Genomic DNA, 24615 nt, shown 5'->3' with positions numbered 1-24615 from the left:
CCTCTCCGGCAGGCGAGTAGCCGGGAGCGGCGACGGCGTCAACGTCAGTCGTTGACATCAGGATGCGTGACGTTGCGAACATCGGCCAGACCACGTGCGGCGTCGCGATTGCCGGTCGCGGCGGCGGCTTCGAAGATTCGCATCGCGTCATCGTACATTTTCAAATTGAGATAGCAGTAGCCGCGCAGAACCATCAGATCGATCCGCTCCTGCTGCAACTGGGCGCGCTGATCGAGATAGATCAGGGTTTCACGGTAATGCCCCGCGTCGAAGGCCGACAAGGCGCGATCGGCGAGGATCGCCACCTGCAGTTCTGCAGCGCGCTGGCGGCTCTGCGGCGCCTTGGTCGCCGCAACGGCGGCATTGCTGGAGAGACCGGCGCGCAGATAGGCGAGGCTCTGACCATAGGCTGCGTCTTCGCGGATCTTGCGGACAGGGCTCTGCAACGCCGTCTCGAAGGCCGAGACCGCCTCCATTGGCCGGTTGATATCCATCAGGCACCAGCCGCGCGACAGCGCCTCGCCCGGCCCGAGTCGTCCCGCGTCGATGGTCGTCGAGCAGTCCCGCGCCTGGCGCGGACCGCGCTCGACAGTCACCGTCTGCATCGCCGGCCTTGCGGCGCGGATGGCGACGTCCGGTCCCGGCTGCCGCACAGTCGGCGGCTCGGCCGGAAGCGGCGCCATTGAAGCGGCCGGACGCTGCCGCGGCTCTACCGGCTGGCCCGGCTGCTGCGGCGCGAGCGGCGCCTTTGAGGACTGGGTATCGGCGCTCGACGCCGGCAAGGAAGTGTCCTGAAGATCGGCGATTCGCGCCGACCGGCCGGCCCACACGCGCTGGAGGTCGAGGACACCCTTGCGGTCGTTCAGCTGCTCACGCGTAACGGCAAGGCCGTAGGCGGACGGTTCGTCATCCGGTTTCCATGCCAGCGCGGTTTCGAACCAGCGCGCGGCGGTCTGGAACTGGTTGAGAGAGCGGGCATACCAGCCGAACTGCTGCGCCGTCGGCACATATTTCCGGGCGATGACTTCGGCTGCGATCCGATGAAGCACGTCCTCGGTCAGATCGGCCGGCGGTTGCAGCGCCATCAGGTTGGCGGTGGCGGCAAGATAGGTCGCGCTCGCATCATCGGAATCGGCCCGCCAGCGGAACATCACGTCCTCGGCTTCCTGAGGCGCCTTGCGGGCGATCAGCGCCAGCGCCAACCCCTGCGAGGCGGCCGCCGTATCCTCCCTGTCGCGGGCGGTACGAAACCACTTTTCGGCATCGGCAGGATTGTTGCGGCGAAGCTGGTGCCAGCCGAGCAGCAGCGCATCGGAGGCTAACCCCTGGCTTTCGGCGAGCTTTTCGAGGTGAGAGACATAGTTCGGCGCGATGGCGAGCTTCGGATCGTCATTGCTTTCAGCGACGAAGCGTCGGGCAAGGTTGTCGCGGATTGCGTCGAATTCCCTGCTGCCATCGACAGCGGGCTTTTCCAGCGCCAGCAGCGCCTGCATCGGCTGGTAGTCAAGCAGCGTCGAGGCTTTTTCGACCGTCGCCTGCCGTTCGGCAGCGTCAGTGCAGTTCTTCAGGATATAGGCATAAGCATCCTGCCCGCGCTGCGCCCTCTCCGTCCGGATGAAGGCCTCGGCGACACGCCAGAGCACGTCGACCTCGCTGCAGGTGAGCAGGCTCGGCGTCGCGGCGGCGATATCGACCACGGTCGCATATTGCTTGAGATCCGAAGCGTTGATGAGGCGGGAGCGGGCCTCGGCGACACCAAGCCGCTCAAGCAGATCAGCCGGCGGCTGCCATCCGGCGTCGGCGGCCTGACGGTCGGCGATCGCTTTGCGCAACTCCGCATAGCGGCCATCGGAATAAAGCTTCCACATGGCCTCGAGCTGCTTGTCGCCGTTTTGCGGAACGGCGAGTGGATCGGCCGGCGGAACCCAGTTTGGATAAAGCGCCTGAAGCCGGGAGATTTCGGCCTGCAGGCGCACTTTGTCGCCGCGGCTGGCAAAATAGCGAAGCGCGCTTTCATCGACGGCAGGCGGCGCGGGCGCCGCGGCCTTTTGAGGCGCCGGCGGGTCGGAAACGATCGGCGGCGCGACCGGGGCCGGCTCCGCAGCCGTCTGCGGCGCATCGGATTGCGGTGCTGCCGGCTGCTCTGCAGCGGCATTCGGCTCATCGCTGCTCCGTGCCGGTGGCGGCGACGAAGTGATCGCTTCGATCCTGTCGGCGACGGTCTCGGCATTGAATGCGGAATTGCCCGCGGGAGCGTCGTCCGGCTTGATGCGGCCCATCATCAACAGCTCCGGCGCCGGCCTGTCTGCGGAGCCAAGGCCGAGCTTTTGCTGCAGAGCGGCACGATCCTTCAGTCCGGTGACGAGGGTCGCCACCACGACTGCCGCTGACATCGCCACGAGAGAAGCTTTCACAGACACTCCGGATGCTTCTCCCCGATATAGGCCAGCCCCAGCAGTTGAAGCGTGGACGGATAATAGAGCGTGGGTGCGAATTGCAGAGCCGAGACCGGCAGCCTCGTCCCGTCGGTTACACAGGCCACAACATCGTTAACAATTCTATAACCCGGGTCCGGCAACACGGTCTTCGGCCGGCCGGTGGTCAGATCGATCGTGGCCGGAATGCCATTCTGCGACATGCCCGTTCGCAGGCGGTTCAACAGCGCCTTGTCTCTGATGCCGCCGCGCGCGAGATAAAGCGGGATGCGAAGAGCATTATAGGCAAATTCGGCGTCGAAACCCTCTGCCGGTCGCGGGGGGCCGCTGAGGCTGACCCATTCGGCAGGAAGCTTCCGCGGACCGAACTGCATCGTCTTCAACAGCGCCACGCCGTCGTCCGAAAGCTTTTTCCAGGCATCGGAGGGAGCAAGCGCTGCCATGACGGGCATTGCCTCGTAAATCCAGTAGGAAGGATTGACGACAGGGCCGTCGTCACGATCGGCGGCGCCAAAACCTTCGCTGCCCGGCATCAGCAGCGTCCGGCCTGCCGAGCGGACGACGGCTTTCGCAAGCAGCGCCTGCGCCATGCGGGAGGCGGCGAGGATATAGTCGTTGCGCTTCCATGCGGTGCCGGCTAGCGCCAGGGCATAGGCGATCAGCATGTCGCCATCTGTGGCATTATTAGTGTCGGTCACGTGCGGCTTGACGTTGGGATCCCATTTCCAGACGGCCAGGCCATCGTCGCGCAACAGCAGTTCGGTACGGGTAAAATACCAGATCTGCTCGAAATCCGCAGGGCTCGCCGAGAGATAAGCGAGCAGCATGCCATAGCCCTGCCCTTCGCTATGGCTGATATTGCCGTTGCCGTTATCGATGATCCGGCCGCTCGCATCGAGAAATTTCGCCTTGTAAGCGGACCACGCATCGGCATTGATCATCGCCGGCTGCGCGGCGGCGGACGGGCTTGCCGGGGCAAACGCAGCCATCGCCGCAAGCAGAAGCGCGCGCCACCGCCTCATTTGGACCGCCCCAGCGTTTTGAGCATGCGCGAGGTGGCGACGCCGATCAGCAACACGAAGACGACGAGTAGCGAAGCATAGGAGAGGATATTCGTCGACAACCAGTTGGCGGCGATCAAGCGGTAATTGGCGATAGACCAGGGCGTGGACGGAACGAAATCGAAGCGGGTCACGGGCACTGTATCGATCTTGCCGGTCTTGCTCGAATAGGTGGTGATATGGCCTGATATCTGCGGCCAGTTCAGCTGACCGTCAGCACCTCGAGCCCTTCGCGCAGATCCTTTGCCGAGGGTGCCGCCACCACGGTCCATGAACCCTCTCCCAGGGGGCTGGAGCCTTGCGCAACCATGAGCGTGTCGGCGTTGGAGGGAGTGAAGACCGTCTCGGCGCCGGGGATGAACTGCAGCGAACTGCGGGTGATATCGAAATTGCGCCCCAGCCATTCACGGAAGGCGGTGATGCGGCTGCGCAAGATACCGCCGCTGACCTTGGAATTCCACGTCTCGAAGGCCGTGCCGGTATCGACGACACCTTGCTCCGTGTCGGCCACCGGACGCCACGAGGCTTGGCTCGCCGTCGAGATATTGGCTTGCGTCAGCGCGGTTGCCGGCATCTGCGAAATCGAGCCGATGAAGATGGCGTCCCGATCGCCGATCGTATTCGGCGAAGCGACGGTTTCGACGGCGATCGGATGGCCGGCCATCACCGCCATCTGACCGAGCAGCGTAGCCGCGGCCGAAAGCGTATCGGCATCGACGCGATCGATGAAGAGCGGCGTCGGTTCCGTCGCCCGGCCATAGGGATAGGCCGTGCCGGAAATGGCGGCCAGGTTCGGACGCTGCCCAACACGGGCAAAATCCGGAATGTGCACTTCGGAGGTATCGAACAGGGCAAAACGGGGATTGGCAGCGGCGGTAGCACCCGGAGCGCAAACGGCATCGTCCTTCGTCATCAGGATCGTCTCGATCCCAATCGTATTGAGGCCCGGTTTGAAGTGGCGCATCGTCACGCGGATCGGCAGATGACGGAGAATGCCTCCGGTGGTCGAGGTAAGCGGCACTGTGGAGGCAATGTTGTCGTTGACGTAAATATCGATATGGCTGCCCGGCAGCACATTGTCGGTATAGGCGGCATCGAGCAGCACCTTCGCCTCGCCATAGGCATTGGCATAAAAATCGGCCGGCACGGCGACATTGAAGCTGGTGCGGAACCGTCGGCCGGAAAATTCCGTGGTCTTCACGCCGAGTTGCGAGAGGGCAATGCTGGTGTCGGAAAAGACCAGCGGCGCATTCGGCGCACTCCAGCGCTCGGTGGTCAGCGCATCGCGGCGGACATCCGCGGACCTGTCCGTCGGCGAAACGATGGTATCGATCGCCGAGGACACGGCTTGCCAGGAGGGGCCGCTGATCAGAAGCACCGGCGAGCCGCTGCGCTGATCGGTCACGAAAGCCGCGAGCGGCGCGCTTTCGGCCGCGGGCGGCAGGCCGGGAAAGAACGGCCGCAGCTCCGTGGCAGTCCCGACGAGCACCCCGAGCTTGCCAGGACCGGCGGCTGGGAGGGAGGCAGTGCTGAAGGCAAATATCTGGTTCGGCATGCTGCTCAGCACCGACAGACCCTGTGCCAGTCGCAACAACGGCTTGGTCGTCCCCGGCTGCTCCAGCGCCGGGACGACGATATCGAACTCCGTCCTGCCGGCGCCATCGACGCCGATGGCGCGGATCGCGTCGGCACTCGAAAGCTCCGCGGCATTGCCGCCGGCAAAGCTCAGAAAGGTTCCGGCCGGATCGATATTCGACCACAATTCATAGGTGGACTGGATGCTGCAATCGGTGCGATGGCGTTGCTCTGCCTGGAAGGTCACAAGATTGGCGCCCGGCTGCAGCAGGCCGGAGGGAACTTCGAAAGTGACGGCGGAAACGCCGTCCGCCGAGCTGACCCGCTGCTGACCGATCGGACGATTGTTGAGATAGACGGTCAGCGCGGAGGCTTCCGGCGCGACGACGATCGAATTCTGATAGGCGAAGGTGAAACTCGCCTTGGCGGCCGCCTGCTCGGAAGTCAGATAGACAGACCATGACCGGCGGTCGTGTTCGCCGCTGAGGCTGAATTTCGAAAAGGGCACTAGATACCGCCTCATATCGCGGTGGCGCGGCTGCGAAGCGGCATTCGCCGCCGCGCCAGGCTGAGGCGCCGGCGTCGTCGGTTGCGGCACGGCAGTGATCGGCGCAGGAACGGGCGTGGGCGTTACGGAAATGGGTGGCGTGACAGGTACCGGCGCCGTCGCTGCGGGCGGAGCGGGCGGCGTCAATCTCGGGGCGGTGGACGCGCCGGGCGGCCGCTCGCCGGACATATCGAAGGGCGCCGTCTGCGCCTGGGTGACAGCGGGGGCATGCAACAGGAGAAGCGCGGCGGCGACGATCTTTCTCATCCGGCATTGACCTTTGCCGCCCGCTGCTGCGCCTCCCGCTCCGGCCGCATGCTGCGGAAGAGGTAAACCAGGCCGCGGCTGGTCTGATAGAACGACAGGCCAAGAAACCAGATGGTGCCGCGGATGAGGCCCGGATTGCGGCGGCGCGATTCCTGGAACTGGGTCCACTGATCGGAATTGGCAAACATCAGATCGGCGATCAGGCGATGATCAAGCGCGCTTTTCGGCACGTATTGGCAGCCGACATTACTGATATCGCCTGATGGCTCGATGTTGCGAACGATCAGCGGCAGGGTTTCCAGATCTGCGCCGCTATAAGGCCGGAAGCGCATCTCTCCGGGGGCGCCGACGAGCAGTTCATCGAGATGCTTGTTGAAGATATGCAGCCTTGCACCGTGGACGGAGACGTCCTCGATCGAGGCCGCATACCACTTGCCGTTGGCGTAAAACTCGCAGCGCCGGTTGACGCGGACGCGGCGGGACAAAGCGCGCTCGCCACGTTCCGACACGACGCCGAGCGCGCAGCCGGCCATAATCAGGTTGATGATGTTCCACCCGCCGACGACAAGTGTGACGTCGGCCTTATAGGGCTCGGCATAAATCCTGTAGAAAGTGATGAGGAGCGCGATGATCTGTACCGCAAAGATCACGAAGAAGGGACGGCTGATCTCAGACAGGCGGCTGACGGCGATCGATTCGTCCTTGGCGGTGACCTTGAACGTCGGCTTCCTCGGGTTGAGCATGACCGAGACGACGGCCGGCAGCAGATGCACGGTCTGGACATATTCGTAAAGCTCGGAAATCCAGGGCCAGCGGAAGGATCCGTAGAGGTAGTTCTGCATCATCAGATTCACGAGCATATAGGCAAGCGTATAAGCAAGGAATTCGCCACCGGAGGCCGTGAAGATTTCCAGGTCGAAGAACAGGTAGAAGAGCGGCGCAAACAGGAAGATCGTGCGCGGGAACGGGAAGAGCCAGAAAAGCGTGGATGACATGTAGCACAGGCGCTGCGGGATCGATAGGCCGCGCTTCAGAAGCGGGAAGCGGAAGCGCAGGATCTGCATCATGCCCTGCGCCCAGCGGCTGCGCTGGCCAATGAAGCTTGCGAAAGTGGCCGGTTGCAGCCCCGCGATCAGCGGCTTGTCGACATAGATGCTGTTCCAGCCGCTGCCATGGAGAGCCAGCGCCGTCTCGCAATCCTCGGTAATGCTGATACCGGAAAAGCCGTTCTGGGATTCGAGCGCCTTGCGGCTCAAGACTGCAGCCGAGCCGCAGAAGAAGGCGGCGTTCCATTTGTCGAGGCCGCGCTGGATGATGCCGTAGAACATCTCATTCTCGCTAGGCATTTTTTCGAAAGTGCGAAGATTGCGTTCGAGCGGATCGGGATTGATGAAGAAATGCGGGGTCTGGACGAGAAAGAGCTTCGGGTCGTCTTCGAAGTAGCCGACCGTCTCGAGCAGGAAATCGCGAGCCGGCGCGTGGTCCGCGTCGAAGACGGCAATGAGTTCGCCGGTCGAATGTTTCATGCCATTGTTGAGATTGCCGGCCTTGGCATGCTCGTTGCGGTCGCGCGTGAGATAGGTGACGTCAAGATCCTGGCAGAGCTGCTTGAGCTCAATATGGCGGGCCGCCGCCGCCTGGGCCTCGAGCAACTTGCCGGAATTGCGCTTCTGCAGGGTGCCGCCGTCGTCGAGCAGCCAGACATGCAGCTTGTCGGCCGGATAGTCCATCGCCTTGGCGGCAGCCAGCGTGTTTCCGAGAAGGCCGGCATCCTCGTTATAGGATGGCACGAACACGTCGACATGGGGCAAGCGCCCGGGATTGGCGGCTCGCGATGGGCGCGACGGAAGCGGTGTGGCAACGATGAAAAGGCTGAGCGCCAGCATCGCGACGCTGTACATTTCGGCAAGATAGAGCAGCAAGCCGGGAATGAAATTCTCAGGCTGGTTCAGCGGCGGCAGGGTGTTGGTGGTGCGCCAATAGACGTAGCGCAGCACGATCGACGTTCCGAAGGCAAGCGCCACCAGGCGCCATGTCCCCTCGCCCTTCAGAATCTTAATGAGCGCCATCACCGTGACGACCGTAATGCTGGTGATGAGCTGGGTCTGCAGATTAACCGGCAGAGTGATCAGCACGATCATGCAGAGCGAAACAACGGCCCATATGAAGACACTGCGGGCTTTGCGCATCGACGTTCCTTCGAAATTGCGCCGGGGCACCGTCTGTTACCCCGGGGCATACTCTATCTCCGGCAGACGGCCGTCATGGCCGCGTCGCCTATGCAGTCCGGCGAGGGCACCTTGACGCCGATCGCTCTTGCCGATTGTTCCAACGGCGCCGCGGCCGGATCCGGCGCGGCACTCGTCTGTGGCGCCTCGCTCGGCAGCGGCACGCGCGGGCCGATGGGCGTCGGCAAGGGCGCGGCGCCCTGCGCCGGTTGCTGGCTTGGGGCGCTGCGAACCGGAGCTGTCCGCGGCAGGCGGACTATGGCAGGCGCCGGCTCGTAGCCGATCGGCATCGGGCTGGCGCGATATCCGCTCTCATCGGGATAGATCGGTTCACCGGTACGACCGAGCGCCGCGCTGGCGGGGGGAGGGTTACCGTACGGATTCCAGGTCGGGCCGTCGAAGGTGCCGGTGATGGTATAGCCGTAGACGATGCCAAGCAGTTGGCGCTCGGTGGTGCGGGCATCGCACAGGCGCAGGCGCACCTGGATCATGCCGAAATTGCGCGCCTGGGTATTGGCGGCCGCGCTCGAGCGGATCTGCTGCCAGGCATAGATGCAGGTATCGCCGGCGCGGCTGCGGCCGGAAGCATAGCCGAAGGGGCCATAGGCGTTCTGCAGGAAGGTCGCCGATGTCGCCATCGGCACGCCGGGAGCCGAACGGGCCACCTCGCGGGCAATGCCGCTCTCGTTGATCATCCTGAAGCTGGCATTGCCCATCCCGGGATTGGCCCCGGAAGCGCCGAAGAACTCGGCTTTCAGAAAATTCTGGCCGGGTACGGAAGATGAGGTGAACAGCGAGATCGTCTGCTCGACGCCATTGCCGCGCTTGCGCTCGACGACGTTGACAATCGACGGTCCGCCCGGCGGCGGCAGGACCAGCGCCTTTTCAGGCGCCACCGTCTCCGGTCCGGAAGGCTGTCGCACACCGCCTGTCGACGTGCAGCCGGCCATCAGACCCGCCACGGCCAACAGCGATATCGTCTTCCCCAAGCGCATGTCTCGAGCCGCCGTAATCGTCTTTCCAGATATCCATTCGCAGACCGAAACGCGACGGACCGTCGAATCAACAGCCACCCGGCCGTTCACCTGACATAAATCGCCGACATGGTTAACGAAGAGTAAAGAGCCCGACCCTGATGCCACCAGACGACTCGCGTTGAACGTGATTCGGACAGATCAACCGTATGGTGCATATACCGGTTTAGCAACAAACAATCGGCGCGCCGGCCTCTCCCACGACGCCAAGGCGGTAGCGGAACTATGCGGTATGGCCGGCGTTGCCTTGATGTCCAGAGTTCAAAAAGGAGATCATCCCATGCGCAAGATCATGCTGGCTACAGCCACCATGCTGACCATCTGCTCGGCCGCCTTCGCACAGAGCACGGTGATTGTCACCGATCCCGCACCAACCGGCTCCGTCGTCCTGCCCGGCGAGGTGCGCACCTATGTCATGGAGCAAAACACGCCATCCGTCGTCTATGATGGCGAAATCACGGTCGGCGCGACGCTACCGGATACGATTGAAGTCCATACCGTGCCCAATGTCGACGGCTATGCCTACACCGTCGTCAACGAGCGGCGCGTGATCGTCGAGCCGAAGACGCACCGCGTGATCCAGATTCTCGAATAAGGGATTGGGGGGTGGAAACGCGAGCCTGTACGACTTACGTCCCCTCATCTCCCGCGCTCACCGGCACGTTCAAGAGTTCACGGATCTTATGAGCGAGTTGCTCCAGGCTGAATGGCTTGGCGAGCAGCGAGACGCCGTGGTCGAGCACGCCATTGTGGACGATGGCATTGCGTGTGTAACCCGTGGTGTAAAGAATCCGGATCGCCGGCCATTTTTCTTGAACGGCATCAGCAAGCTGACGTCCGCTCATCTGCGGCATCACGATATCGGTGAAGATCAGATCGACGTCGGGGTTCTCCTCCAAAAGGAGAAGCGCCTCCACGCCGCTTGCCGCCTGCAACACGCTGTAGCCGAGTTCGTGGAGGCTTTCGGCAGTCATGGTGCGGACATGTTCATCGTCCTCTACCACCAGGATAGTATCGTTGACGCTTCCCTGAGGAATCGGCAGGGCGCCGGCGGCGGCCAGCCGGGCATCCGCCTTGCCAACATGACGCGGCAGATAGATCTTGACCGTCGTTCCCCGGTCGATCTCCGAATAGATCTTGATATGGCCGCCGCTCTGTTTGATGTAGCCATAGACTTGGCTCAGCCCAAGACCGGTTCCCTTGCCGGGTCCTTTGGTGGTGTAAAACGGATCGAAGGCGCGGTCGATTACATCGGGCGACATGCCGATGCCGGTGTCAGTGATGCTGATCATCACATACTGGCCCGCCTCGACCTCCGAATGCATGCGCGAATATCGCTCGTCAAGTTCGGTATTGGCGGTCTCGATCGTCAGATGACCACCGCCGGGCATGGCGTCGCGCGCATTGACGGCAAGGTTCAGCATCGCGTTTTCGAGTTGGCTGAGATCGGCGAAAGTCGGCCAGAGGCCACCGGCAAGCACGGTCTCGATTCGGATATGTTCGCCGAGCGTGCGCCGCAGCAACTCCGACATGCCGCCGACCAGCTTGTTGACGTCAATCACCTCCGGGGCCAACGGCTGCTGACGAGAGAAAGCGAGAAGACGTGCGGTCAATACCGCGGCTCGCTGGGCTCCGTCTCTGGCATTCTGAAGGGAGTTCAGCAGGCGGGGATCCTCGCGTCCGGTCATCCGCCGCTGGGCGAGATCGAGATTGCCGATGATGATTGCCAGCATATTGTTGAAGTCATGGGCGACGCCGCCAGTGAGCTGACCGATCGTCTCCATCTTCTGCAGCTGGCGCACCTGCGCCTGGGCCGCGGCATTCTCTTCCATCTCATGCCTGAGTTCGGCAGTGCGCTGCACCACCGTTTCTTCAAGGCGCGCATTAAAGCTGTTGAGTTCGCTGCGAAGGCGGCTCTGCCTGCGATGGGCGACAATAATCGTCTCCATCAGACCGATGATGATCGCCGCATTGATGAGAAAGGTCGCAAGGCCGATCCATTGGCCGGCGCTCACCGGCCAGAAGGCATCGTGCGGCTCGACGAAAAACTGCTGGACGAGGAAACCGGCGAGCATGGCCGCCACGAGGCCCGGCCCGGCGCCGCCCATGAAACTTGCGAGCAAGATCGCCGGAAGGAAGCTCAGGAAGGGAAATCCGGAGAGATAATCACTGGCGGCCAGTCTTAGAAGAAAGGTCAGACCGACGAAGGCAACGGCCAGCGGATAGGTATAGCCCGGCCTGTGACGCAGCCAATCCGTGGCACTCAACAAATCCATTCCACTCCCCTTCTCGGCCGTCGCGGAAACGGCACCTCAGCTTTTGCACATCGAATTTCGCCGGGCAATATGCTGTTTCCAAAGCGCGGCGCGATCTTTCAGATTCGCTTGCCGCGCCTTAGGCTTTTATGTTTACACATATTGGCGTCTCAAAACCGCGGCACTGTTTTGAGCGACAAGTTTTACCACCGCTGCGCGTGGCGTCTTGACGAGCTTCGCAAGCGGTCCACATAAATCTTCGTGCCCGGCAGGGGAATGGGTGGTGGACGGGATCATGAAAGACATATTCATCGTCGAGGACGATGCGCTGATCGCCATGTTGCTGGAGGACATGCTCAGCGATCTCGGCTATCGGGTTTGTGCGAGCGCGCCGGATCTGGAAAGAGCGCTCGCAACCGCCAGGGACGCGGAATTCGACGCTGCAATCCTCGACGTGTCCCTCGCCGGCCGGAGCTCGCTGCCGGTCGCAAAGCTGCTCGACGGACGCGGCAAGCCCTATCTCTATGCAACGGGATATGGCAGCGCCCCGGAAGGCAGCAGCCCCAGCGCGCTCCCGGTGCTGCGAAAGCCGTTCCAGCTCAGCGAGCTCGAACAGGCGATGAAGCAGCTTTGCGGAATCTAATCAGCGCACCTGATCGAGCAGACGCTTGCATTCCAGGAGGTCGTAGAGGGCCTCCTGAAGCAACGCCCTGTCTTCCTTGCCGACGCTCGATTTGCCGATCGAGACTTCCGGCTGCTCGTCGTCTCCGGCGACGAAATTGAAGAACCGGCGGGTGATCGGCGGCTTGGCACGGCCGACAATCTGATCCTCCTCCGCCATGGCGACACGCGGTTCCCCGGCGCCCGCCTCCTGCGCACCCGAGGCAAGCGCCTCGACGCTGGCGAGATCGCCATGGCCGACCGAGATGACAAACTTGTTGCCGTTGGTCTTCAGAAGCTTCTGCACGCCCTTGATCGTATAGCCGTGATCATAGAGCAAATGCCGGATGCCCTTGAGGAGGTCGACGTCCTCCGGCCGGTAGTAGCGACGGCCACCGCCGCGCTTCATGGGCTTTATCTGGGGAAACCGTGTCTCCCAAAAGCGCAGCACATGCTGCGGCAGATCAAGATCGTCTGCGACTTCGCTGATGGTGCGAAAGGCATCGGGGCTCTTGTCCAACGTCATATGCTACGCAACCTCGCAGGCTCGATCCAACGGCGACTCACCATATTTCAAAGGTTTGGCGTCGACAATTCAAGTCATGTCTCGACGTTGCGCACAGGGGATCGACCAGTGCCAGGAAAAAATGTCGCTTCGAAGGGGAGGAAGCCCGATATCAGGGAGCCGGGTTCTGCGGCTTCAGCTTGATCTTGCGGGCGACATGCGCCTTGAGGATGCGCGTCTTCAGCACGTTCGAAGCCTTGAAGGTCATCACCCGGCGGGGAGAGATCGGAACCTCCTCGCCGGTCTTCGGATTGCGGCCGATCCGCTCGTTCTTGTCGCGAACCTGGAAGGTCGCGAAGGAGGAAAGCTTGACGGTTTCGCCACGCACAATGGCGTTGCAGATTTCGTCGATGACGGTTTCCACAAGTTCAGCGGATTCGGTCCGGGAAAGACCAACCTTGCGGAAAACGGATTCCGCCAGATCTGCTCGCGTCACTGTTTTTCCCGTCATGGTTTCCCCGCCCATTACAAAATATTTTTTGAAAGCGAACGAAGAGTATTTGTCTTGCGCCTCACGGTCAAGCTCTTGTTCGCCGCCGTTTTTTTTGGATTCGTGCTTACCAGCGCAAGAGAACAGCGCCCCAGGTGAAGCCGCCGCCCATCGCTTCGAGCATCACGAGGTCGCCCTTCTTGATGCGGCCGTCGCCGGCAGCGGTCGCAAGCGCGAGCGGGATCGAGGCGGCCGAGGTATTGCCGTGCAGGTCGACGGTGACGACGACCTTGTCCGCATCGATGTTCAGCTTCTTCGCCGAACCGTCGATAATGCGTCGATTGGCCTGGTGCGGCACCAGCCAGTCAAGGTCTTCGGCAGTTGTCCCGGTCGAATCGAAAGCGGCCTGAATGACATCGGTAATCATGCCGACGGCATATTTGAAGACTTCGCGGCCTTCCATGCGCAGCTTGCCGACGCTGCCCGTCGTCGACGGTCCGCCATCGACATAAAGCTTGTCCTTGTGCGAACCGTCGGAGCGCAGATGCGCGGTCAGCACGCCGCGATCGGCAGACGTCCCCTCACCTTCTGCCGCCTCGAGCACGATCGCGCCGGCGCCATCGCCGAAAAGCACGCAGGTGGTGCGATCGTTCCAATCGAGAATGCGCGAAAAAGTTTCGGCGCCGATGACGAGAACGCGCTTTGCAAGGCCGCCGCGGATATAGGCGTCGGCGGTCGTGACCGCATAGACGAAGCCGGTGCAGACGGCCTGGACGTCGAAGGCGAAACCGTGGCTCATGCCGAGACGGTTCTGGATGTTGACCGAGGTTGCCGGAAAGGTGTTGTCCGGCGTCGAGGTGGCACAGATGATGAGATCGATATCGGCGGGCGTCAGGCCGCCATTGGCAAGCGCCGCACGCGCGGCTGCCTCGCCGAGCGAAGCTGTCGTCTCGTCATCGCCGGCCACGTGCCGCTGGCGGATGCCGGTGCGCTGGACGATCCATTCGTCCGACGTGTCGACGATGGCCTCCATATCACGATTGGTCATCACGCGCTTCGGAAGTGCGGCTCCGAATCCGCGAACCACTGAACGGATCATATTCGATTGAACCCCATAACTCATGCCGCTTCCGGGCCTATGGGAGGCAGCCGCTTGGCATGATATTTCTTAAGATCGTTTTCTATTTTCTGATTGAGGCCGTTCTTAGCCATGTCGTAGCCGACCTCGATGGCAGCAGCGATGCCTTCGGCATTGGCGCCGCCATGGCTCTTGATGACGATGCCATTCAGGCCGAGAAACACGCCGCCATTGACCTTGCTTGGATCGAGCTTCTCGCGAAGCATATCGAAGGCGCTCTTGGCGAAGAGATAGCCGATACGGGCGAGCAGCGTGCGTGACATGGCGGCACGCAGATATTCGGCGATCTGCTTGGCGGTGCCTTCGGCAGTCTTCAGCGCGATATTGCCGGAGAAACCTTCGGTGACGACGACGTCGACCGTGCCCTTGCCGAGATCGTTGCCCTCGACGAAGCCAGAATATTCCAGCGAATCGATATTCGCCTCGCGCAACAGGCGGCCGGCCTCCTTGACCTCTTCCTGGCCTTTCACCTCTTCGACACCGACATTCAGAAGGCCGATCGTCGGGCGTTCGATTTCGAAGAGCGCGCGCGCCATGGCGCCGCCCATCAGGGCAAAATCCATCAGTTGCTGCGCATCGGCGCCGATCGTCGCGCCGACATCGAGCACGATGCTCTCGCCCTTCAGCGTCGGCCAGATCGCCGCGATCGCCGGGCGCTCGATATTGGCCATCGTGCGAAGACAGAATTTCGCCATCGCCATCAGCGCGCCGGTGTTGCCAGCCGAGACGGCGACATCGGCATCGCCCGTCTTCACCGCCTCGATCGAGCGCCACATGGTGGATACATAGCGGCCGCGGCGCAGCGCCTGGCTCGGCTTCTCTTCCATGCTGACAGCAAGCTCACAGTCGTGAAAGACCGATTTTTCCTTGAGTTTCGGGAATTTGGCAAGAACGGGATCGCACTGTTCCTTAAGACCGTAGAAAACGAAGGAAATATCCGGATGCCGGTCCAGCGCCTTGGCGGCGCCGGGGATGACAACCTGGGGACCAAAGTCGCCACCCATGAGGTCGAGAGATATTCTGATCACGCGTCCCTGATCCTTCTTTTCGCCGAGGGGCGAAATTTCGGCCAAAATACCGGTTTTGGCGTCGCATACAACTGAATTATGTCAAATGCCAGAGGTGCTTCAGTCCTTTTTCCAGTCCTTGAGGACCGCGAAAGCGGAGGGCTTTTTGTCGTTCTCGCCGCTATCCTCGATATGGCCCTTGAACTCGACACCCTCCTTGCGGGGATAGGGATCGATCGCGAGAGCAGCGAATTCGGCAACCACCTCGCCGGCATCGATCGTGTCGCCGACAAAGGTCTCGGGCAGATCAGGACCATCGGGATCGAGCAGCATCTCGCCGGCGTCGTTACCCGGCTGGCGGGCAAGCTTGGAACCCTCAGGCACGAAGATCTGCTCGAAGCTTTCGTCGATCACGGCTTCGACCGGTTCCAGCGTCACGACGCAGTACTGGACGATCTTCGCCTGTACGCGGCCCTTGACACGCACGCCGTCGCGTTTCCAGCGGGCGATCTGCAGATCGGCGCTGAGATCGTCGACGGAGACGACGCTCCAGGCCTCGGCAAGCGCCTTCAACTCGCTGGCATCGGCCTCGATATGGACCTCGACGGGATTGGCCGAGATGTGGCCGACCTTGACGTGATAGGAGAAGGGAACATCCCGATCGTTCTTCATCGTTTTCTCCTTCAGGCAACCGGCGGCAGCGTTGCCGAACCGCTGGCGATCAGCTCTTCCGGAACGGCGGACAGATGGGATTCTGCGGCCATCATCCAGCTGGCCAGGCCGGACATATCGGCCGGTGTCTCGGTTTCCGGGTGGATGTTGCGCGTTAATGCAAGCGCCAGCGCTTCGCCATCTGCGGCGTCCATCGCCTTCGAATAGGTTTCGAGCCGGCCGTAGAACATGCCGGCGAGCTTCTTCATGCGTTTCGGCACGCTGTTGTCGCCGATGCCGAGCTCGCGGATCGAGTAGTCGATATCCTGAAAGAAGGCATCGACGATCTCCTGGGCAATCTCCTGGCCGCTGACGGCCGAGGCGCGCGTGCGGCGAAAAAACAGAATCATCACGATCGACAGCATTTCGAAGCGGCCCATGACCGTATCCGGTACATTGAGGCGCTCGTAGAGATCGGGCATGCGCGCGGCTGCGGTCAGCGCCGCATATTGCCTGTCGACGATCACCTGATTGTTGTTTTTCTTGCGGAAGAGCCCGAGGATCATTGTTTTTTCCGGAAATGCCTCATTCTTCACGCCGGCTGGCGTCCGGCCTTGTTGCATGATTTCGAAAGCTGGTTTACCGAAGCAGGCGCGAATTGCAATGCCGTTCGTGGCCAGCTTTGGGACGACGCCCTTCGAGGCGCCAGCGAAGCGAATTCGGGAAACTCGACCCGGAATGGCCACAATGGTTTTGCAGGAGGAAAGCGTGCAAGGCCCAAAATGGCTGCTATCGACACCCAAGGGAGTAGATGTCGTTGAAGAAACGGTATTTCAAGTCTGACATGAAATTCTTCAGCAGCGCGGCCATTGCCTTCATAATCGCCTCCACATCAGCTCTTTCAGGGTGCCAGACCGGCACCGTGCTCAACGGCGGCTATGTCGTCGATCAGCAGTCGCTCAATCTCGTTCCGGAAGGTTCCAGCCGCGAACAGGTCCTGCTTTCGCTCGGCACGCCATCGACGACGGCGACCTTCGACGGCGAGGTCTTCTATTATATCTCGCAGCGGCGCACGCGCGCCGTCGCATTCCAGAAGCTGAAGGTCGTCGACCAGAGCGTTCTGGCCATCTATTTCGACAAGGACGGCGTCGTCACCCGCCGCGCCAACTACACACTGCAGGACGGCAAGGTCTTCGATACGATCTCGCGCGTCACGCCGACCGGCGGCAAGGAACTCACCTTCCTGCAGCAGATGCTCTCCGGCGGCAGCGCGGCAAGTGCTGCCCGCAGCCTGTTCGGCGGCGGTGCCGGCGGCACACCGCAAAATCCGAGCAGCCTGCGCTGATTGGGACATGCATTCAACGAAAAACCCGCCGGAGCGATCCGGCGGGTTTTTTGTTGATAAACCTCGTTTTTTACCCGGTATCCCGCCAAGGAGGTTGCCGACACCGGCCCCTCATCCGCCTGCCGGCACCGACCGGGGTCGAGCCACGGGTCTCGACCCGTCCTTCGGACCCCCGTAAACGGGGTGAAGGGCGATAGTCGCACTCTTTCCGTCCCTTACCAACGTCTCGCATGGCACGTCCCCTCTCCCCGTTCTTACGGGGAGAGGGTTAGGATGAGAGGCTGCCAGCTGTTGCAACCATCAACCGGCGAGGACTGCGAGTAGCAGCAGCGCGACAATGTTGGTAATCTTGATCGCCGGGTTGACGGCCGGGCCGGCGGTATCCTTGTAGGGATCGCCGACGGTATCACCGGTGACGGAGGCCTTGTGCGCATCCGAGCCCTTCATGTGACGCACGCCGTCCTTGTCGACGAAACCGTCCTCGAAGCTCTTCTTGGCATTGTCCCAGGCGCCGCCGCCCGAGGTCATCGAGATGGCGACGAAGAGGCCGTTGATGATGACGCCGAGCAGCGAGGCGCCGAGGGCTGCAAAGGCCGAGGCCTTGGACCCGGAGATCAGAAGCACGCCGAAATAGACGACGACGGGGGCAAGCACCGGCAGCAGCGAAGGCACGATCATCTCGCGGATGGCGGCCTTGGTCAGCAGGTCGACGGCCTTGCCGTAATCCGGCTTTTCCGTGCCCTGCATGATGCCGGGCTTCATCTTGAACTGCCGGCGAACCTCCTCGACGATCGAGCCGGCGGCGCGGCCGACGGCTGTCATGGCGATGCCGCCGAACAGATAGGGAATCAGGCCGCCGAAAAGCAGGCCGGCGACAACATAAGGGTTCGACAGCTCGAACGAGATCGTGCCGATATTGGCGAAGTAGGGATATTGGTCGCCGTGCGCCGCAAAATACTGCAGGTCGTTGGCATAGGCGGCAAAGAGCACCAGCGCGCCGAGACCGGCAGAACCGATCGCGTAACCCTTGGTGACCGCTTTGGTGGTGTTGCCGACGGCGTCGAGCGCATCGGTCGACTTGCGCACCTCGGGCGGCAGATGCGACATTTCGGCGATGCCGCCGGCATTGTCGGTGACCGGGCCGAAAGCATCCAGCGCAACGATCATGCCGGCAAGGCCGAGCATGGCGGTGACGGCGATGCCGGTGCCGAAGAGGCCGCCGAGTTGATAGGTGGCGAGAATGCCGCCGACGATGACGATGGCCGGCAGGGCGGTCGATTCCAGCGAGACCGCAAGTCCCTGGATGACGTTGGTGCCGTGGCCGGTCACCGAAGACTGGGCGATCGAAACGACCGGACGTTTGCCGGTGCCGGTATAGTATTCGGTAATGACGACGATCAGCGCGGTAACGACGAGGCCGACGAGACCGCAGACGAATAGGTTCGTACCGGTGACGTCGGCGCCCGCAACCGTGCCGAGCGAGCCCCAGCCGACGGTCAGCGAGGTGGCGGCGCCAAGACCGACAATCGACAGCAGGCCGGTGACGATCAGGCCCTTGTAGAGAGCGCCCATGATCGAGCCGTTCGAGCCGAGCTTGACGAAGAAGGTGCCGATGATTGAGGTGATGATGCAGGCGCCGCAGATCGCCAGCGGATAGATCATCGCAGACTGGAGGATCGGCGCGCCGGCAAAGAAGATCGCTGCGAGAACCATGGTGGCGACGACGGAGACCGCATAGGTCTCGAAAAGGTCGGCGGCCATGCCGGCGCAGTCGCCGACATTGTCGCCGACGTTATCGGCGATCGTCGCCGGGTTGCGCGGATCGTCTTCGGGGATACCGGCTTCCACCTTGCCGACGAGGTCGCCGCCGACATCGGCGCCCTTTGTGAAGATGCCGCCGCCGAGACGGGCGAAGATCGAGATCAGCGAGGCGCCGAAGCCGAGCGCCACCAGCGCGTCGATGACTTCGCGCGAGCCGCTCTCATGTCCGAGCCCGATGGTCAATATCGTGTAGTAGATGGAGACGCCGAGCAGCGCGAGGCCCGCCACCAGCATGCCGGTGATCGCACCCGACTTGAAGGCGATGTCGAGGCCGGCGGAAAGGCTGGCGGACGCCGCCTGGGCAGTGCGCACATTGGCGCGGACGGAGACGTGCATGCCGATGAAACCGGCAGCACCTGATAGTACGGCGCCGATCAGGAAACCGATGGCGGCGGTGGCGGAGAGAAGCAGCCAGGCAGCGATGAAAACAACGACGCCGACAAGCGCAATGGTTCTGTACTGGCGGGTCAGATAGGCCTGAGCGCCTTCGCGGATATAACCCGCGATCTCCTGCATCCGGCTATTGCCCTGATCGGCGGCAAGCACCGACCGGGTTGCCCAGGCGGCATAGACCACCGAGAGCAGACCGCATGCGATTACGCATAAAAGAATGGTCATTTCGCTCTTTCCTCCCATAGGCCGGAGCTCACTCCTTCTCCGGCAGATACGCCGCCGACTCGCCTTCCTCTCCACAGAAGTGCACAGCTAAGCGGTGCGGAGATTGCGTGGTCGATCACGTGGCGTCAAGCCCGCAAAGGCCGAAAACCATTGCGGTACGAAGAAAGACGTAGGGAGATTGTTCGGCGGCTAAAGGGTTACTTCTTCGCCTCGCCGCGGACCTGCTTGGCGATGCGGTCGAGCACGGCATTGACGAGCTTCGGCTCGTCGTCATCGAAAAAGGCTCGAGCGATCTCGACATATTCGGTGACGATGACCGCCACCGGGACGTCTTTGCGATCGAGGAGTTCGAATACGCCGGCACGCAGGATGGCGCGCACCGTGCTATCGAGGCGCGACAGCGCCCAATCATCCTGCAGCGCTGCGGCAATCAGCGGATCGAGGCGGACTTGATCACGCACGACGCCGGAGACGATGGAGCGGAACCAGGCGGCATCGGCCTTCAGATAGGTCGCGCCGTCGATTTCCTGGCCGAGGCGGTGCGCCTCGTATTCGGCGACGATTTCCAGAACGCCGGTGCCGCCGACATCCATCTGATAAAGCGCCTGAACGGCCGCCAGGCGGGCAGCGCCCCGCTGGTTCGCAGTTTTGACCGGCCGTTCCGTCTTGTCGTCGTTCATTCGTTATGCACCCAGTTTCTGCTTCAGCGCGATCATCGTCAGAGCCGCGCGAGCGGCAAACCCGCCCTTGTCCTTGTCCGAACGGCGGGCGCGCGCCCAAGCCTGTTCGTCATTTTCCACGGTCAGGATGCCGTTGCCGATGGCAAGGGATTCGCTGACTGCCAGATCCATCAGAGCGCGCGAGGATTCGTTCGATACGATATCGAAATGGTAGGTCTCGCCGCGAATGACCATGCCGAGAGCGACATAGCCGTCATAATGCGTGCCGCCATTGTCGTCCCCATCGAGTGCCATGGCAATCGCTGCCGGAATTTCCAACGCGCCGGGAACGGTGACGACCTCATAGGTGGCCCCGGCTTGCTCGAGCGCAAAGGTCGCGCCTTCGAGCAGCGCGTCGGCCATGTCGTCATAGAAGCGGGCCTCGACGATCAAAATATGGGGAGCGGTCTCTCTCGACATTGTTTACCTTCGGTTTGCGGGACTTTTTCCACTCGACAGCCCGCGGTCAAAACATGCCTTCATCGGAATGGCAAGCACTTTCGGCCGGTGCCGCAAATGCGAAAGAGGAAATATCGACAAGGGGATAGCCGAAACATCACTGCCGAGCCGGCGAAGCCTTCGAAATCCGCTTTTCCGGAAGCGCGGAAAACGGCAATTCGAAGGCTGTTTTCATGAAGAATTTTTAATGCGTTTTCAGTGGCTTAACCTATTGAATGGCGAAAACGGCACCGCCAATTCCTTATCGTGACGCAGACGATCCCCTGCACGACAGCCGACCGTCAAAGCAGATGAAAGGATTAAATCATGAACCGCATTGTCACAATCACCATCGCCGCAGCCCTCTCCTCCCTCGCATTTGCCGGCGTCAGCCGGGCCGAGAGCTTCGGAATGAACTCCGCCCAGGGCATCGAGCAGACGCTCAGGACCTTCCGGGGCAATGACTTCAATGTCGAGCAGGTTCGCAACTGGCACAATCTCGACGACGAAAAGACAGGTCCGCGCTCGGCCCCGGAACGCTCCAGCCAGGCGATACGCGGCATCCAGGCCTCGATCGACGCCAACAGATCACTTGCACACCGTCTGAACAATGAGGGCGTCGATGTCCGCAATATCGTCAATGCCGAACAGGCGGCGGATGGAAGCCTGACCTTCTACGTCCGCTGAGGTCACAACCTGCTGCAAGCAACAGAGCGTCCGGCGCGTCCATCCGAAGCGCGGCGTTCGAGGCATGGGCGGTGTCTCCTCTCCGCCCATGCCGAGGATTTTCCCGGGTCAACGCGCCATCGCCATTGAATTTTCCGGCAAGATGATAGCTTCTCTTCCTGCAACAGGAGGACACCATGGCGGCGGAATCGAAAGCGGTCATCAATATCACTGATCTCAAGCTCGACCACTGGAAACAGGGCGAGTTCTACGAAGGCGCTGACGTCTCGTTCGGCGTGCTGCTCGGTCTTGCGGGCCTCGGCATCAGCTACAATGAGGTGCCATCGGGCAAATCGAGCTGCCCCTTCCACAATCACCACGTCGAAGACGAGCTATTCTACGTGATCGCAGGCACCGGCGAATACCGCTTCGGCAGCGAGCGCCATCCGGTCCGGGCCGGTGACGTGCTCGGCGCACCGGCGGGCGGGCCGGAAACGGCGCACCAGCTCATCAATACCGGTACAACCACGCTCGTCTATCTCGGCATTTCGACGACGGCGAAGACCGAGATCGTCGAATATCCCGATTCCGGAAAATTCCTCGCCAAGACCAACAGGGACGCGACAGCAACCGGTCGCTTCCGCCATATCGGAAGGACCGAAGGCGATCTTGACTACTGGGACGGCGAGCCCGGCGCCTGAACGCGACTTCCACAAGGACCCATCGTGATCGACATACCCACCCTAGAAACGGAGCGGCTGACGCTTCGCCCTCACCGCCTCGACGATTTCGAGGCGCATGCGGCGCTGTGGGCGGATGAAACCGTCGTTCGCTTCATTACCGGTGCGCCGTCGACGCGCGAGCAGAGCTGGAGCCGCATGCTGCGCATCGCCGGCATGTGGCACCATATGGGTTTCGGCTTTCTGGCGATCGTGGAAAGGGAAAGCGGCAGGTTCATCGGCGAAGCTGGTTTTCTCGAAGCCCGGCGCGATATGGAACCGTCGATCGAAGGAACGATGGAGATCGGCTGGGCGCTGATGCCCGCAGCCCATGGTCGCGGTTATGCCACAGAGGCGCTGACGGCTCTGATCGGCTGGGCGGAAGCGCATTTTCCGGGAACGCCGATGAGCTGCATCATCTGTCCCGAGAACCACGCCTCGCTGCGGGTCGCAGCCAAACTCGGTTTCCGCGAGATGGTGCGCACGCAGTATAATGGCGAGGTCATTCAGTTTTCCCGTTAGGAAATTCCGCCAGCCGGGCAGCGTAACGCGCCATGGTGTCAACTTCGAAATTGACGAAATCGCCGGCCTTGCGCTCACCCCAGGTGGTGACGTCGAGCGTATGGCGGATGAGCAGGACGTCGAAATCGGAGTCGTCGACCGCGTTGACGGTCAGCGAAGTGCCGTCGAGTGCGATCGACCCCTTGGGGGCGACGAATTTCGCCAGATGTTCGGGCGCACGCAGGCGATAGCGGGTGGCGTCACCCTCCGATGTCACCGAGAGGATTTCCGCCTTGCCGTCGACATGGCCGGAAACGATGTGGCCGCCGAGTTCGTCGCCGATCTTCAACGACCGTTCGAGATTGATGCGGCTGCCTTCCCGCCAAGTGCCGATCGTCGTCAACCGCAGCGCCTCTTCCCAGGCTTCCACCTCGAACCAACGGCCATTGCTGCCTTCATCAGGCAGGCCGGTCACGGTGAGGCAGATGCCGGAATGGGAGATGGACGCGCCCATATCGATGGTCGCAGGATCGTAACTTGTTGCGATGCGGAGCTTGATGCCCTCCTTCAGCGGGGAAACGGATTCGACTGTGCCGACATCGGTGACTATTCCGGTGAACATCAAAGCTCTCTCTCGTATTCGTCCAGGCGATCGTCGCCAAACGTTCGCGTGTCCATATGCATGAAACCGGATGGTATGTCGGTTGCCTGCAACGGGGATTCAATACCGCCCTTACCGATGACGATAGGTGACTGGTAAAGCTGGATGCGGTCGACAAGGCCGGCGTCAAGGAAAAGCCGGGCAGTCTTGGCGCCGCCCTCGACCAGAAGCGAGGAAATGCCGCGCGTGGCAAGCGCCGGCAGCAGGACCTCGGGGTGATAGGGATTGCAGTAGACGATTTCGACACCGGCGGCTTCGAGCGCAGCGCGGCGGGAGTTTATGTCGGAGGGGTCAGTGGGTGGGATGCCCCCCTCTGCCCTGCCGGGCATCTCCCCCACAAGGGGGCAGATTGGCTGGGGGTTAGCTCCCTGCCCTACATCTTCTGTTGCTGGTGATGATGAATCTGCTTGGGACGTCGAATCGCGCTCCTTGCCAATCTCCCCCTTTGTGGGGGAGATGTCCGGCAGGACAGAGGGGGGTAATCCCTCCGCATCCGCCGCCAACGGCGAAACTTCCTCGCTCGCCACCACGATGACCGGCACCTCCCGCGCCGTCTGAACCAGCTTGCTCGTCAGGGGCAATGCCAGCGCGGGATCGAGCAAGATGCGGATCGGCGACTGGGCTTCGAGCCCCGGGGTCCGCACCGTCAGCAGCGGGTCATCTGCTACAGCGGTGCCGATGCCGACCAGGATCGCATCGGTTTCGGCGCGCAGCGCCTGCACCTCGGCGCGAGCCTCCGGACCGGTGATCGCCACCTGCCCGCCCCCCTCACGGCCGATCATGCCATCGGCGGAAACGGCAAGCTTGAGAGTCACATAGGGGCGGTTCTTCGTTTGGCGGGTGAGATAGGCGGCCAGCGAACGCCGGCCCTCCGTCTCCAATACGCCGGCATCCACCTCGATGCCGGCTTGGCGCAGCATGGCGATGCCGCGGCCGGAGACGCGCGGATCGGGATCGGTGACGCTGATGACGACGCGGGCCACGCCATAGGCGATCAGCGCCTCGGCGCAGGGCGGCGTCTTGCCGTGATGCGAGCAGGGTTCGAGCGTGACATAGGCAGTGGCGCCGCAGGCGAGATCGCCGGCCTCGGCGAGCGCCTGCGGCTCGGCATGCGGACGGCCGCCAAGCGCGGTCACAGCTTGACCGACGACGACACCATCTTTGACGATCAGGCAGCCGACGGATGGGTTCGTGCCGGTGCGGCCGAGATGCCGGCGCGACAGGCGGATCGCTTCCGCCATGAAACCTTCGTCATCCGGCGTGACGCTCATGGC

Annotated in this window: 22 protein-coding genes and 1 pseudogene; 6 read left to right on the top strand and 17 right to left on the bottom strand. The window is 62.1% G+C overall.

The window, feature by feature from the left end; genetic code table 11:
- Positions 1-44 precede the first annotated feature (44 nt).
- From B5E41_RS20140 to bcsN, 5 genes and pseudogenes are all read right to left on the bottom strand, one after another.
- On the bottom strand, positions 45-2414 hold the full coding sequence (locus B5E41_RS20140) for a cellulose synthase (protein ID WP_088395801.1): 2370 nt from the start codon (positions 2412-2414) through the stop codon (positions 45-47).
- Positions 2411-3457, bottom strand: coding sequence for a family 8 glycosyl hydrolase (locus tag B5E41_RS20135; protein ID WP_088395800.1), 1047 nt, complete (start codon positions 3455-3457; stop codon positions 2411-2413). Before B5E41_RS20135 ends, B5E41_RS20140 begins: the two co-directional genes overlap by 4 nt.
- Positions 3454-5885, bottom strand: a pseudogene (locus tag B5E41_RS20130) (cellulose biosynthesis cyclic di-GMP-binding regulatory protein BcsB). Before B5E41_RS20130 ends, B5E41_RS20135 begins: the two are co-directional and overlap by 4 nt.
- Positions 5882-8074, bottom strand: coding sequence for a UDP-forming cellulose synthase catalytic subunit (gene bcsA / locus B5E41_RS20125; RefSeq protein ID WP_088395799.1), 2193 nt, complete (start codon positions 8072-8074; stop codon positions 5882-5884). The pseudogene B5E41_RS20130 and the gene bcsA overlap by 4 nt, the downstream one beginning before the upstream one ends.
- Positions 8075-8127: 53 nt before the next feature.
- Positions 8128-9108, bottom strand: a complete 981-nt coding sequence (gene bcsN / locus B5E41_RS20120) for a cellulose biosynthesis protein BcsN (RefSeq protein WP_088395798.1) — start codon at positions 9106-9108, stop codon at positions 8128-8130.
- A 319-nt stretch (positions 9109-9427) separates the two neighbouring features.
- On the opposite strand from bcsN, the gene B5E41_RS20115 reads away from it, so the two are divergent.
- Positions 9428-9742 carry a DUF1236 domain-containing protein gene (locus tag B5E41_RS20115; protein ID WP_088395797.1) on the top strand — a complete coding sequence of 105 codons (315 nt, stop codon included), beginning with the start codon at positions 9428-9430 and terminating at the stop codon, positions 9740-9742.
- A 34-nt stretch (positions 9743-9776) separates the two neighbouring features.
- Here the strand turns inward: B5E41_RS20115 and B5E41_RS20110 are convergent, their stop codons facing one another.
- Complete coding sequence (locus B5E41_RS20110) at positions 9777-11423, bottom strand: ATP-binding protein (protein WP_088395796.1); 1647 nt, start codon at positions 11421-11423, stop codon at positions 9777-9779.
- 274 nt (positions 11424-11697) lie between these two features.
- Between B5E41_RS20110 and B5E41_RS20105 the strand changes: the two genes are divergently transcribed.
- On the top strand, positions 11698-12045 hold the full coding sequence (locus tag B5E41_RS20105) for a response regulator (protein WP_088395838.1): 348 nt from the start codon (positions 11698-11700) through the stop codon (positions 12043-12045).
- Here B5E41_RS20105 and B5E41_RS20100 read toward each other — a convergent pair whose 3' ends face one another.
- The 6 genes from B5E41_RS20100 to B5E41_RS20075 form a co-directional block, all read right to left on the bottom strand.
- Positions 12046-12588 carry a MerR family transcriptional regulator gene (locus tag B5E41_RS20100; RefSeq protein ID WP_064801706.1) on the bottom strand — a complete coding sequence of 181 codons (543 nt, stop codon included), beginning with the start codon at positions 12586-12588 and terminating at the stop codon, positions 12046-12048. It abuts the gene before it with no gap.
- 151 nt (positions 12589-12739) lie between these two features.
- Entirely contained in the window at positions 12740-13078 is a 339-nt protein-coding gene (locus B5E41_RS20095) for an integration host factor subunit alpha (RefSeq protein ID WP_047616420.1), read from the bottom strand.
- A gap of 106 nt (positions 13079-13184) precedes the next feature.
- On the bottom strand, positions 13185-14156 hold the full coding sequence (locus tag B5E41_RS20090) for a beta-ketoacyl-ACP synthase III (RefSeq protein WP_064811671.1): 972 nt from the start codon (positions 14154-14156) through the stop codon (positions 13185-13187).
- Positions 14157-14176: 20 nt separating this feature from the next.
- Positions 14177-15223 (bottom strand): phosphate acyltransferase PlsX, encoded by a 1047-nt coding sequence (plsX, locus tag B5E41_RS20085; protein WP_088395837.1) that lies wholly within the window; start codon positions 15221-15223, stop codon positions 14177-14179.
- A gap of 99 nt (positions 15224-15322) precedes the next feature.
- Entirely contained in the window at positions 15323-15874 is a 552-nt protein-coding gene (locus tag B5E41_RS20080; RefSeq protein ID WP_088395795.1) for a YceD family protein, read from the bottom strand.
- Between the two features lie 11 nt (positions 15875-15885).
- Entirely contained in the window at positions 15886-16476 is a 591-nt protein-coding gene (locus B5E41_RS20075; protein ID WP_088395836.1) for a ubiquinol-cytochrome C chaperone family protein, read from the bottom strand.
- Positions 16477-16664: 188 nt separating this feature from the next.
- Between B5E41_RS20075 and B5E41_RS20070 the strand changes: the two genes are divergently transcribed.
- Positions 16665-17198, top strand: coding sequence for an outer membrane protein assembly factor BamE (locus tag B5E41_RS20070; protein WP_088395794.1), 534 nt, complete (start codon positions 16665-16667; stop codon positions 17196-17198).
- 300 nt (positions 17199-17498) lie between these two features.
- Here B5E41_RS20070 and B5E41_RS20065 read toward each other — a convergent pair whose 3' ends face one another.
- The 3 genes from B5E41_RS20065 to B5E41_RS20055 all read right to left on the bottom strand — a co-directional run bounded on the left by B5E41_RS20065 (position 17499) and on the right by B5E41_RS20055 (position 20776).
- Entirely contained in the window at positions 17499-19637 is a 2139-nt protein-coding gene (locus tag B5E41_RS20065; RefSeq protein WP_088395835.1) for a sodium-translocating pyrophosphatase, read from the bottom strand.
- A 197-nt stretch (positions 19638-19834) separates the two neighbouring features.
- The gene (nusB, locus tag B5E41_RS20060) at positions 19835-20317 is read right to left on the bottom strand and encodes a transcription antitermination factor NusB (RefSeq protein WP_088395793.1); all 483 of its coding nucleotides are present in this window, start codon (positions 20315-20317) and stop codon (positions 19835-19837) included.
- A 3-nt stretch (positions 20318-20320) separates the two neighbouring features.
- Positions 20321-20776, bottom strand: coding sequence for a 6,7-dimethyl-8-ribityllumazine synthase (locus B5E41_RS20055; protein WP_011424856.1), 456 nt, complete (start codon positions 20774-20776; stop codon positions 20321-20323).
- A 345-nt stretch (positions 20777-21121) separates the two neighbouring features.
- On the opposite strand from B5E41_RS20055, the gene B5E41_RS20050 reads away from it, so the two are divergent.
- The 3 genes from B5E41_RS20050 (at position 21122) to B5E41_RS20040 (ending at position 22701) form a co-directional block, all read left to right on the top strand.
- Entirely contained in the window at positions 21122-21481 is a 360-nt protein-coding gene (locus B5E41_RS20050; RefSeq protein WP_088395792.1) for a hypothetical protein, read from the top strand.
- 176 nt (positions 21482-21657) lie between these two features.
- A complete protein-coding gene (locus B5E41_RS20045; protein WP_088395791.1) occupies positions 21658-22161 on the top strand; it encodes a cupin domain-containing protein in 504 nt (167 codons plus the stop codon).
- Between the two features lie 24 nt (positions 22162-22185).
- Positions 22186-22701: a GNAT family N-acetyltransferase gene (locus B5E41_RS20040; RefSeq protein ID WP_064810076.1), complete on the top strand. Its 516-nt coding sequence runs from the start codon at positions 22186-22188 to the stop codon at positions 22699-22701.
- On the opposite strand, the gene B5E41_RS20035 is transcribed toward B5E41_RS20040, so the two are convergent.
- Entirely contained in the window at positions 22682-23302 is a 621-nt protein-coding gene (locus B5E41_RS20035) for a riboflavin synthase (RefSeq protein WP_088395790.1), read from the bottom strand. The genes B5E41_RS20040 and B5E41_RS20035 overlap by 20 nt on opposite strands.
- On the bottom strand, positions 23302-24612 hold the full coding sequence (gene ribD / locus B5E41_RS20030; protein WP_088395789.1) for a bifunctional diaminohydroxyphosphoribosylaminopyrimidine deaminase/5-amino-6-(5-phosphoribosylamino)uracil reductase RibD: 1311 nt from the start codon (positions 24610-24612) through the stop codon (positions 23302-23304). The genes B5E41_RS20035 and ribD overlap by 1 nt, the downstream gene beginning before the upstream one ends.
- Positions 24613-24615 lie beyond the last annotated feature (3 nt).

The sequence above is a fragment of the Rhizobium esperanzae genome (genome assembly GCF_002204185.1).
Lineage (GTDB): Bacteria > Pseudomonadota > Alphaproteobacteria > Rhizobiales > Rhizobiaceae > Rhizobium > Rhizobium esperanzae.
This window is presented reverse-complemented; position numbering and strand designations above follow the sequence as displayed.